This is a genomic window from Nocardia sp. bgisy134 (genome assembly GCF_057708325.1).
Genome location: NZ_JBYIRW010000020.1, coordinates 55,702 through 66,855, shown reverse-complemented (window position 1 = coordinate 66,855; position 11,154 = coordinate 55,702). Strand labels below are relative to the sequence as shown.

The following is an 11,154-nucleotide window of genomic DNA, read 5'->3' as shown; positions in this document are numbered from 1 at the left end:
ACGCCGAGAGTTTCCGCCGCCGCGCGTGTCGCCGATGCTTTCCGGAAACCAGCGCGTCACATACGGTGACAACCGTGCCCGAACCCGACCGTGCCACGCGCGCCGAGCGCACGCCGACGCTGCCCACCGTGCTGCGCTGCTGCGCCGCGCTCGCCGCGACCCCTGCGCGGTTGCTGCGCCCACGTCGTCCCGACACCGACCTGCTGGCCCGGCTGACCGTCGCCGAGCCGCCGCGACCTTCTGCTACCGTCCGGCTAACCGTGCTTGCGCAGGGCGAGATGACCGCTCCGGAGACCATCGTCGCCGAGGGCGTGCGCAGCCTGCGGGAGCTGCCGCTGATCATGTCGGCGTTCCTGATCGAACACCCGAAGGCCCGGTTCCTCGTCGACCCCGCGCTGTGCTCAGGCGTGCACGAGCGGGTGATACCCGAGCTGCCGTTCCCAGTGTCGCTGCTGGCCGCGCCGGACAAGCCGGTGCTCGGTCTGTCCGACGCGCTGGCCGCGCGCGATCTGGCGGGCGGCGACATCGATTTCGTCGTTCCCACGCACCTGCACTGGGATCACGTGTCGGGCTTGCTGGAACTGCCCGGCGAGATACCGGTCCGGCTTCCCGCCGCCGAGCACGCCTGGGCGATGCTCGGCGAGCACGCGCCGGTCGGGGTGGCCCGAGGTCCGTTGCGCGGTCGCGCTTTCGACCCGTTCGAACTCGACGGTCCTCCGGTGCTGACCTTCCCGCGCAGCAAGGACCTGTTCGGCGACGGTTCCGTGCTGCTGCTCGACCTGGCAGGCCACACCCCCGGCAGCATCGGCGTGCTGCTCGCGGTGGACGACGGCACCCGCGTGCTGCTCGCCGGCGACGCCGTGTGGAGCAAACTCCAGGTGGACCTGCTGCGCGAAAAGGCGCCCATGCCGGGCCAATTGTTCGATTCCGATCGCGACGCCGCCTTCGCCGTCATCCACCGCCTGCACGCCCTGCCCGACGACATCGAGATCGTCGCCGGTCACGACCTCGCCGCGGTCACGGCACGAGCCGCCCGTAACCCTTCGCGCTGACGCTCGGTTGGACTCGTCGGCGCGGCGGGCCGGGATTCCCGAGCCGCAACGACTCAGGCGAGGATGGAGGCGAGGCGAGCGCTGATCAGCTCCTCCGCCTCCTCCACCATGCGGCCGATGAGTTCGCCGCAGGTCGGGATGTCGTGGATCAGGCCCTGGGCCAGGCCCGCCGACCAGATGCCCGCGTCCAGGTCGCCCTCTTCGAAGACCCGGCGGCCGCGCGCGCCCGCGACCAGTTCCCGCACGTCCTCGAAAGTGCCGCCCGCCTTCTCGATTTCGACCACCTTGCGGCTGATCTCGTTGTCCGCCACGCGCGCGGTGTTGCGCAGGGTGCGGAAGATCAGCTGGGTGTCGAGTTCGCTGTTGGCGACGATCTGTTCCTTGACCTTCTGATCGATCGCCGACTCCGCGGTGCACAGGAAGCGGGTGCCCATGTTGACACCATCCGCGCCGAGCGCGAGCGCGGCGACCAGGCCGCGCGCGTCGGCGATGCCGCCGGAGGCGATCATCGGGATATCGAGCACGCGTGCCGCGGCGGGGATCAGGATCAGGCCGGGGATGTCGTCCTCGCCGGGGTGTCCCGCGCATTCGAAGCCGTCGATGCTCACGCCGTCGACGCCGATCTTCTGCGCCTTGAGCGCGTGCCGCACGCTGGTGCACTTGTGCAGCACCTTGATGCCCGCCTCTTTGTAGTACGGCAGGAACGGTTCCGGATTGCTGCCTGCCGTCTCGACGATCTTCACGCCGCTTTCGATGATGGCCTGCACGTACTCCGCGTACGGCGGAGGGTTGATCGAGGGCAGGATGGTGACGTTCACGCCGAAGGGCTTGTCGGTCAGCTGCCGGGTGCGCTCGATCTCCTTGCGCAGATCGTCCGGGGTGGGCTGGGTCAGCGCCGTGATGAAACCGAGCCCGCCTGCGTTCGCGACGGCGGCGACGAGTTCGGCCCGGCCGACCCACATCATGCCGCCCTGCACGATCGGGTGCTCGATCCCGAATTCCTCGGTGAACCTGGTACGCAGCATTGCGCTCTCCTCCGTGTGACCGCGGCGTCCGGGGGATCGCTCGCCGCTGTGTTCCCGAACCGCTGTGTTCCTCGAACCGCGCTGTTGCCGGAACCGCTGTGTTCCTCGAACGGTGACGGCTCGTCCCACCGCCGGGTTCGCGTGGGCGTGCCGGACCGCCCCGACGCCATGATCGTGACACGAAAATCGACTTGTGTACAACTGGTAAGTGAGTCGCGGTTCGCATGGATGAGTGGGTATTAGGCGCTCGCGGAGCGCCGATGAAGGCGAAGGATATCCGCATAAGTGCAGCTGAAGTCGGTTTTCACGATCTTGGAACCTCGCTGAGACAATTAACGAGGATTCATCTCTTGATCTCTTGCCGTCCGGTTAAGTTAGTTGTTATTCTCATCTCAATTCAGCCCGTCCACGCGGTCGGCCACTCCGGCGGACGCTTGCAGGCGGTCCGAGAGGAGTACGTGGCATGACCACCGGTGCACAGGCGCTCGACGAGCCGATCAGGTCGCGGCGCAACCACTGGAACAATCAGATCGCCGCCCACGCGCAGATGCGTCCGGACGCGGTCGCCCTGCGGTTCCGTGGTGTGGACACGACGTGGCAGCAGCTGCACGAGCGGTCGCTGAAGTTCGCCGACGCGCTGGCCAGGCGCGGCGTCGGGTTCGGCGACCGGGTGATCCTTCTCGCGCTGAACTACCCCGAATACATCGAGGCGGTCTTCGGCATCAACGCGCTCGGCGCCATCGCGGTGCCGGTGAACTTCCGGCTCACCCCGCCGGAGGTCGCGTACATCGTCGGCGACAGCGGGGCCAAGGCCATCGTCACCGACACGGTCTTACAGCCGCTGGCCACCGCCGTGCTCGCGCAGGCGCCCGCACTCGAGACCTGCATCGTGATCGGCGGCAAGACCGCCGAAGACGTGCTCGGCTACGACGACGTGCTGGCCGAGGAGGGGACGCCCCACACGCCGCTGGACATTCCGGAGGACACCCCCGCGCTGATCATGTACACCTCGGGCACCACGGGCAGCCCGAAGGGCGCGGTGCTCTCGTACGCGAACATGAACGCGCAGGCGCTGACCTGTATCCGGGCCATGGACCTCGGCCCCGAGGCCATCGGCTTCTGCACCTCGCCGCTGTTCCACATCGCCGGACTCGGCAGTCTCGCACCGTATTTCCTGCTCGGCGGCAAGACCGTGCTGCATCCGCTCGGCGCGTTCGATCCCACCGAGTTCCTCGACGCCGTCGAGAAGGAGCAGGCCACCACCGCGTTCTGCGTACCCGCCCAGTGGCAGGCCATCTGCGCCGAGCCCACGGTGAAGGACCGCAAGCTCGCGCTCACCATGCTCAGCTGGGGCGCGGCGCCCGCCTCGGACTCGGTGCTGCGCGCCATGGCCGAATGCTTCCCGAACGCCGCCAATGTCGCGGTCTTCGGCCAGACGGAGATGTCGCCGATCACCTGCGTGCTGGAAGGCGAGGACGCGCTGCGCAAGCTCGGTTCGGTGGGCAAGCCGATCCCCACCATCCAGGCCCGCATCGTGGACGACGAGATGAACGATGTCGCGCCAGGCGAGGTCGGCGAGATCGTCTACCGCGGACCGACTCTCATGCAGGGCTACTGGAACAAGCCAGAAGCCACCGCGGAGGCCTTCGCGGGCGGCTGGTTCCACTCCGGCGATCTGGTTCGCGCGGACGACGAGGGGTTCGTCTGGGTGGTCGACCGCAAGAAGGACATGATCATCTCCGGCGGCGAGAACATCTACTGCGCCGAGGTGGAGAACGTGCTCTTCGGACACCCCAAGGTTCGCGAGGCCGCCGTGGTCGGGCGCACGCACGAGAAGTGGGGCGAGGTGCCGGTCGCCGTGGTCGCGCTGATCGACCCCGATGCCGAGCTGACCCTGGACGAGCTGGAGCCGTACCTCAACGAGAACCTGGCCAGGTACAAGCACCCCAAGGATCTGGTGATCGTGCCCGAGCTGCCGCGCAACGCCAGCGGCAAGGTCGTGAAAGTCCAGCTGCGCAAGGACTATTCGTCCTAGTACCTTGCCTGCGTGTCGGTTCCGCGAACTGGGTCGTGGAAACCGGCCACGCGCGCGGCGCGGATGCGTCAGGATCGACGCATGGCGATTCCACGCATCCGCGCCGCCGTGCTGGCCCTGCACTGGCAGGTCAATGTCATCCGGCCCGAGGGATTCTTCGGTCCGATGCTCGCCGCGCCGGTCGCGGCCAGCGGCGTCGTGCCGCGCGCGGTGGACTTCCACGACGCGGCCGCCGCGGCCGAGCTCCCGGTGATCTTCACGCGCTTCACCATTCCCGTCGGCGAGGGCGGGCTGGTGCGCAACACCGGTTTCATGCGGTCGGTCGGCGCGGCACAGACCGAGTTCCGCCCGGAATCGCCAGGCACCCAGCTCATCACGGAGATGGCGGCGCAACCGAGCGCGACCTACGACAATCAGAAGCTCTCGGGGCTGGCGGGCAACGCCCTCGCCGACTGGCTGACCGACCGTGGCCTCGACACCCTGTTCGTCACCGGCGTGGCCACCAACCTGACCGTGGAGCAGACCGCCCGCCACGCAACGGATCTCGGTTTCACGGTGCACCCAGTCGCCGATTGCGTCACCGCCGCCGATCCCGCCTCGCACGAGGCGACCCTCGCCAACCTCGAGCTCGTCACCGCGGGATGCGTGACCGCCGCCGAAGCCCTCGACATCATCCACCGCTGAGCGAACGCCCACTCGAACTCCGCGCCCACCACCGCAGCCGAAACCGTCGATCGCTTCCGCCGCTGAGCACGACAGCGCGCCCCATCGATTCTCCGCGCCGCACCCGCCCGCCGCGCCCGGCGAGAAGGTCGAGTGTCAGCGGAAGCGGACGGGGAATCAATCCGCTCGGACGCGTCCCGTCAGGCCCGGGCCGATCAGCGTCTCCAACCGGCGATAGGCGATGTCCGCCCGGATCGGCGGGTCCGCGTCGGCGATAGCGCCGAGCGTGCCGACCACGCCCCAGGACAGGAAGTTCACCATCGCGGCGAATTCCTCGTCGTCCATGGCGAAGCGTCCGGACAGTTGTTCGGTGAGCACCCGGCCGACCATGCCGCGGGTGGCACGCAGCAGCTGGCCGCCTGCCTTGCGCCCGAGCAGCGCGCGATACACCTCGGGATTCTCCGAGGCCAGCCGGAACAGCGTGTAGATCGGCGCCAGCGGCGCCGAAGGCGGCGGCGCGGCCGGGTCGTCCGGTCGCGCGGCGGTGATGGCCGCGCGCAGGTATTCGGTGCTGCTCACCAGTAGCAGGTCGTCCTTGTCGCGGAAGTGCGCGTAGAAGGTGGAGCGTCCGACGTCGGCGCGATCCAGGATGTCGCGCACCGTGATTCGCTCGTAGGAGCGTTCGAGGAGTAGTTCGATCAGCGCCCGGTGCAATGTCGCCCTGGTGCGCCGCACCCGGCGGTCGGTGGTCTCGTGCATCTCAATCCCTGCGTTTCCGGACGGACCGGGCCGCACTGTCCCGAACCGGACGGATTCCGTACTTCTGCTTCTGGTCGCCGCGGCGGCCACCTTCGATCATGAACATATGTCCGGAAACGCACAACAGTCCGCAAACAAGCAACCCGCCGAGATCGGCATCCTCATCACCCGCCCGCGCGGCTACCGGTTCCTCCGCTCCGCGTTCGCGCTCGGCCGCGGGCGCGCGCTCGACCACGAGTTCATCGCCCACAGCGGCGCCGCGCCCGGCGATCGCGTGCTCGATATCGGCTGTGGTCCCGGTGATCTCGCCCGTGCGCTCGCGGTCCGTGTCGGTCCCGCGGGCGAGGTCGTCGGCCGCGATCCGTCGCCGCGGATGATCGCCTACGCCACCGCGCGCACGAAACAGCCGAACTGCCGCTTCGAGCTCGGCCCCGCGCAGACCCTCGACCGGCCCGACGCCTCCTTCGACGTGGTGACCTGCACCTTCGTCATGCACCACATCCCCGAGGCGCAGCGCGAGGCCGCGCTCGCCCACATGTTCCGCGTGCTCCGCCCCGGCGGCAGACTGCTCCTCGCCGACACCCACCCCACCGGCCGGGTACTACCGGGCGCGATCCGCGCGATGTCCCGTTTCGCGGCCCACCGCACCCGCGACACCGCGACCGACCACCACGCCGACCCGCTCGCCGCCGTCGACATCCGCCGTTATCGAGAACCCTTGCTGGCAGCGGGTTTCCGCTCGGTCGAGTTCGAGACCGTCCCGCCGATCGCCGGAATCCTCCGCGCGACCAAGGACTAGCTCGCGCTCCGCCCTAAATCATGTTCTTCGAGGTCATCCAGCGCATGGTGAACCACCCGCAGAACACCGGCAGCCAGCAGGTGAGGACGCGGTAGAGGAGCACCGCGGGCACCGCGATGTCCACGGAAAGGCCGAAGGCGGCGAGGCCGCCGATCAGGGCCGCCTCGACGGCGCCGACGCCGCCGGGGGTCGGGGCGGCCGAGGCCAGGGTGCCGCCGATCATGGTGACGATCGTGACGGTGACGAAGGTGGCGCCGCCGCCGAAGGCCTCCACGCTGGCCCACAGCGCACCCGCCATGCCGAGCGTGACGGCGGCACCGCCCGCCACGATGATGGCGAACCGCTTCGGGTCCCTCGCCAGCTGGCCCAGTTCGCCGAGCACTTCCTGGAGCTGCGGCCGGACCGAATTGTTCAGCCAGCGCCGCAGTTTCGGCACGAACATGAATGTGCCGATGATGCCGACACCGACACCGGCGGCCAGGTAGATGATGGTCGGATCCGGCACGAAATGGGAGAGGTCCGCCGAGGTCCCCGCCACGATGCTGAACAGGATCAACAGGCTGACGTGGGTGATCACCTGCACCGCCTGCTGCAGCGCCACGGCCGCGGTGGCTCGCACCGCGCCTAGCCCGCTCTTCTGCAGGAACCGCACGCTCAAGGCGAGACCGCCGACGCGCGCGGGCGTGGTCGTCGCGGCGAAGGTGTTGGCGATCTGCATGATGACCAGGTTGCGGAAGTTCGCCATGCCGGAGGCGCAGGCCCACAGCGCGGCCGCGGCGCCGACGTAGGTGAGGCTGGAGACGGCGAGCCCGAGCAGCGCCCACCACCAGTTGGCGGTCTTCAGCTGGGTGAAGAAGGTCGGGACCTGGCTGATGAACGGGTACGCCACGTAGACCAGCCCGATCAGCAGCACCAGCTGAATGATCTGGTTACGGGAGAACCGGGTGATCTGATCGGCCTCGATCCGGTCCTTGCCGGTCTGCTTGCGCACCTCGTCGCGGGTTTCGGACACGACCGACTTCCACTCCGGAATCGACATCCTGATACCGGAGGGGGTGGCTGATTTGATGAGGCGGCGGGTCGCGGTGAGCACGGTCTGCTCGCCGAGCGCTTCGATGGCCGCGCGCACCGCGGATTCCTTGCCGTAGATCGCGGCCGTGGTGACCAGCAGCTGCGCGATGTCGGATTGGATCTGGGTGTCCGAGGCGCCGAACTCGGCGCTGCCGAAACCGCTGAACAGCACGGCGTCCTCGGTGACGCGGATGTCCTCGGGGCGCAGGTCGCCGTGTGCGATCCGGCCCCCGTGCAGCGCGTCGAGCGCCTTCCACACCGTGGGCAGCCGCTCGCCGGGGATCTCGGCGATCGGGACGCCGCCGGAGTCGGTGTGCGCGTAGAGCATCCAGCCGCGATCCAGCGCCGCGACCGCGACCACCTGCTGGCCTGCGAGATCGAGATCGCCCGCGGCGATCGTCATCAGCGCGCGGTGCTCGACGGCGCGGTGCATGGAACCGTGCAGCGCCCCGGTCTCGCTGCTGCGAAAGGTCAGCCAGCGCCACAGCATGCGCAGTGCGCCGTGGCTGCGCTGGTTCTTGCCGTACATCTCGACGGTCAGCTCGCGCTCCGGGCCGGTCACGGCGGTCGAGAGCACCAGCGGCCCCGAGCCCGCGGGCCGCACCACGGTGAATCCGGTGACGGTGTGCCCGCGTTTGGCGAGCACCCGCACCGCGGCGTCGAGCGGCACCTCCAGCGCCGGTGTGCCGACCACCCAGACGATCAGCGCGCCGACCAGCCAGCCCACCGCGAGGCCGAACATCGCCCGCGCGGGCACCACGGTGCTGACCACGAGATGGATCGGCGCGAAGGCCAGCAGCAGGAACCACAACCAGCGCCGCGGCCTGGTCGGCAGCCACGGACTGGAGACGGTGAGCACCGCGGCGAGCATCGCGATCCAGCGCGGATCGTCGAGGAATTGGGAAAGGAAGGTGTCGAGCCGATCGGGCACCTGGAGGTGCCACTGCGGCGCGGAGATGCCGGTGCCGGTGATGGAGAGCAGCAGGCCGGCGACGAGTCCGGCGGCGGCGTATCCGGCGAGCAGTTTCCACTGCCTGCCGATGACCAGTTCGATGAGGATCGCGAACGGCAGGATGAGGATCGCGATGCCGTAGAGCAGGTAGACCAGGTTGGACTGGTCCGGGGTGAGGAAGCCGACGATGTCGGACACCGAATCCTCGAGCGCCAGCCATTCCGGTCTGGTGATGACCGAGGCCGCGATCACCACACCGAGCCACAGCGCCGCGAGCATGACCCGGACGATGTCCGTGGTCCGCCGGATCAGCGGTTCCAGGAGATTGCCCGTTACCGGGATCTCCCGCCCGTCGACTCGCATGTCGTATCGGCACTTTCGGATCGAGTTGGCGCTGGCTCGGCGACCCCCTGTCTCACGTTCCGTGAGTATGCAGCAGGTCACCGCGGGCGATCGGCACCAACACGCCGCGGCGGTGCGGCGTCGCGCGGTGCCGCTTCGGCCCCTGCTCACACTGCCAGAGGCGGCGCCGCGAGGGCCCGGCGGGCTCAGTTCGCGACGACGCTGTACACGCCTCCGTTCATCGCGCCCGCGTCCAGTTCCACGATCGCCTGGAGCACCTTCTCCGTCGGAACCCGAGCGGGGAAGCTGTCCGGAGCCACCGCGTTGGCGCGGACGCCGAACTCCTCGAACTCCGCCGCGAGGTGCCGGGTCAGATGGTTCAGCGCCGCCTTCGACGCGGCGTACACCGCCTGGCCGCCCGGGTACACCTTGGAGCCGGAGAGGCTGGAGACGTTGACGATGTTGCGGTTGCGCGCCCGGTTGCCGTCGAGGTCGTGCATCCAGCCGCGCTGCGCCAGCCGGGCCGAAAGCCGCAGCGGCACGCCCACGTTCAGCGCGAACTGGGATTCGAAGTCGTCGATCGCGGAATCCCCGTCGACGAGCCCCTGCGGATGCAGCCGCAGGCTCGCGGCATTGTTGACCAGCAGGTCGATGCCGCCGAACTTGGCCAGCGCCAGGTCGATGACGCGCTCGACCTCGCCGGGCGCGGTCAGATCGGAACGGATCAGGAAGACCCGGGAGTCGTTCTCCGGCACGTCGGCCTGCGGATCGAAGGGATCCACGAACCACTCGTGCTGCGAGGGCGTCGCGGGAATGCGAGCGCCGCAGACGGCGACGATGTCGTAGGAGGTGTAGAGGGCGCGGCAGAAGGCGTCGCCCAGCGTGCCGCCCGCCCCGGTGAGCAGGCAGACCCGGCGGCCGCCGCGGGCCGATTCACCAGTAGACAATGCGGTCTCCTCCCCAACGCTGGATCGCGTCCTCCTTCGGCCGGTGCAGCCACATCACGATGCTGCTGCGCGGCGCCCGGTTGTAGCCGAGGTAGGTGTGCCAGGACCGCGGGGTGCATTCGAACACCACCATCGAGTTGTCCAGCGGCGGCACCGCCAGCGTCGGCGTCGGATCGGCGATGTTGGCGTACAGCCCGGTCTCCCCGCCATCGCCCGGCTGCCATCCCGGATTGCCCAGATAGAACAGCACCGCGACGGCGCGCACCGTCTCCCGCGCGGTGACGCCCTCGGACTTCGTCCCGGTCTTGGTGTTCACGCTCGAATCGGGCAACCGCACCTCACCCGGCCCGGGAGCCGAGCCGGAGAACCACGCCGGATTCAGATCGTTGTGCGGCCAGCCCGCGGGGCTGTCCGGCGCGTGGTGGTGAATCGAACCCTCCACGTCGCCCGTCACTTCCACGCCCGCCACCGACGCGATGAGGTCGTGCCATTCCCGCGAGGTGAACAGTGCGAGCGGTCCGTTGCGCAGGTCGGTGAGCGGGATCGCGTCGGCGCTGTAGTTGTCGGCCACCTTCTCGAACGAGCCCGCCCGCGCAACGCGCACGCGTTCGTATTCGGCGGCGAGCCGCTGGTAGAAGTCGTCGACGAAGACATCGCGTACATACACGTGCGGAAACGGTCCGGACCTGCGGATCCAGCGCCGATGGGCGAACAATTCCGTGAACCACGCGGGCGGCGCGGGCGCCTGACTCACCGATTCCCCTGACAACGTCACTCCCTCCCGGACGAACACGGTGATCTTATTGCCTTCGTCGGCCGAATTTCGAGCGGCCGGGATCTCGGCACAAGAAGGGACACGGGAGGATCGACCGGTGGCTCGTGATCTTCGCATCTGTTTCGTCGGTGACTCGTTCGTCGCGGGCGTCGGCGATCCGCTCTGTCATGGCTGGGCGGGGCGGCTCGGCGTCGCCGCGCACGCCGACGCCGTGCCCTTCACCGGATACAACCTCGGCGTCCGCCGCGAGACCTCGGCCGATATCGCCGCGCGTTGGCAGGCCGAGTGCGCGCCGCGGCTGCCCGAGGGGACCGAGGCGCGGGTGGTCTTCTCGTTCGGCGTCAACGACGCCACGCACGAGAACGGTTCGCCGCGTGTGGAACCCGACGCCACGGCGGCCAATCTGACCGGCATGCTGACCACGGCCGCCGAGCGCGGCTGGCCCGCGCTGCTCGTCGCGCCGCCGCCGATCGACGACGACGCCCACAACGCCCGCACCGCGCGCCTCGACGAACGCTTCGCCGAGATCTGCGCCGCGGCTCGGACGCCGTACGTGCGCGTGCACCACGCGTTACGCGCGAACGAGGTGTGGATGCGGGAGGTGCGCGCGGGCGACGGCGCGCACCCCGGCGCGGGCGGCTACGACGCGATGGCGGCGCTGATCCTGCCCGCCTGGCGGGAGTGGTTGTCCCGCTGAGTTTCTCGCGGATGCCCTCGATGAAAAGGTGGCATCT

Annotated in this window: 10 protein-coding genes; 5 read left to right on the top strand and 5 right to left on the bottom strand. The window is 69.1% G+C overall.

The genetic code is table 11. From position 1 onward, the window contains the following. The first annotated feature begins 74 nt into the window (after positions 1–74). The gene (locus tag AC3ERS_RS29445; RefSeq protein WP_431971378.1) at positions 75–1,052 is read left to right on the top strand and encodes an MBL fold metallo-hydrolase; all 978 of its coding nucleotides are present in this window, start codon (positions 75–77) and stop codon (positions 1,050–1,052) included. Positions 1,053–1,105: 53 nt separating this feature from the next. On the opposite strand, the gene AC3ERS_RS29440 is transcribed toward AC3ERS_RS29445, so the two are convergent. Continuing rightward, positions 1,106–2,077: an NAD(P)H-dependent flavin oxidoreductase gene (locus tag AC3ERS_RS29440; protein WP_431971377.1), complete on the bottom strand. Its 972-nt coding sequence runs from the start codon at positions 2,075–2,077 to the stop codon at positions 1,106–1,108. Between the two features lie 463 nt (positions 2,078–2,540). On the opposite strand from AC3ERS_RS29440, the gene fadD5 reads away from it, so the two are divergent. Next, a complete protein-coding gene (fadD5, locus tag AC3ERS_RS29435; protein WP_431971376.1) occupies positions 2,541–4,112 on the top strand; it encodes a fatty-acid--CoA ligase FadD5 in 1,572 nt (523 codons plus the stop codon). 81 nt (positions 4,113–4,193) lie between these two features. Further along, positions 4,194–4,796: a cysteine hydrolase family protein gene (locus tag AC3ERS_RS29430; protein WP_431971375.1), complete on the top strand. Its 603-nt coding sequence runs from the start codon at positions 4,194–4,196 to the stop codon at positions 4,794–4,796. A 156-nt stretch (positions 4,797–4,952) separates the two neighbouring features. On the opposite strand, the gene AC3ERS_RS29425 is transcribed toward AC3ERS_RS29430, so the two are convergent. After that, entirely contained in the window at positions 4,953–5,534 is a 582-nt protein-coding gene (locus AC3ERS_RS29425) for a TetR/AcrR family transcriptional regulator (RefSeq protein WP_431971374.1), read from the bottom strand. 106 nt (positions 5,535–5,640) lie between these two features. On the opposite strand from AC3ERS_RS29425, the gene AC3ERS_RS29420 reads away from it, so the two are divergent. Then, positions 5,641–6,333, top strand: a complete 693-nt coding sequence (locus tag AC3ERS_RS29420; protein ID WP_431971373.1) for a methyltransferase domain-containing protein — start codon at positions 5,641–5,643, stop codon at positions 6,331–6,333. A gap of 13 nt (positions 6,334–6,346) precedes the next feature. Here the strand turns inward: AC3ERS_RS29420 and AC3ERS_RS29415 are convergent, their stop codons facing one another. The 3 genes from AC3ERS_RS29415 to AC3ERS_RS29405 all read right to left on the bottom strand — a co-directional run bounded on the left by AC3ERS_RS29415 (position 6,347) and on the right by AC3ERS_RS29405 (position 10,420). Next, on the bottom strand, positions 6,347–8,719 hold the full coding sequence (locus tag AC3ERS_RS29415; protein WP_431971372.1) for a lysylphosphatidylglycerol synthase domain-containing protein: 2,373 nt from the start codon (positions 8,717–8,719) through the stop codon (positions 6,347–6,349). A gap of 185 nt (positions 8,720–8,904) precedes the next feature. Continuing rightward, the gene (locus AC3ERS_RS29410; protein WP_431971371.1) at positions 8,905–9,645 is read right to left on the bottom strand and encodes an SDR family oxidoreductase; all 741 of its coding nucleotides are present in this window, start codon (positions 9,643–9,645) and stop codon (positions 8,905–8,907) included. Then, positions 9,632–10,420 (bottom strand): 2OG-Fe(II) oxygenase, encoded by a 789-nt coding sequence (locus AC3ERS_RS29405; protein WP_488186871.1) that lies wholly within the window; start codon positions 10,418–10,420, stop codon positions 9,632–9,634. The genes AC3ERS_RS29410 and AC3ERS_RS29405 overlap by 14 nt, the downstream gene beginning before the upstream one ends. Before the next feature lie 97 nt (positions 10,421–10,517). Between AC3ERS_RS29405 and AC3ERS_RS29400 the strand changes: the two genes are divergently transcribed. Continuing rightward, a complete protein-coding gene (locus AC3ERS_RS29400) occupies positions 10,518–11,117 on the top strand; it encodes a DUF459 domain-containing protein (RefSeq protein ID WP_431971369.1) in 600 nt (199 codons plus the stop codon). Positions 11,118–11,154 lie beyond the last annotated feature (37 nt).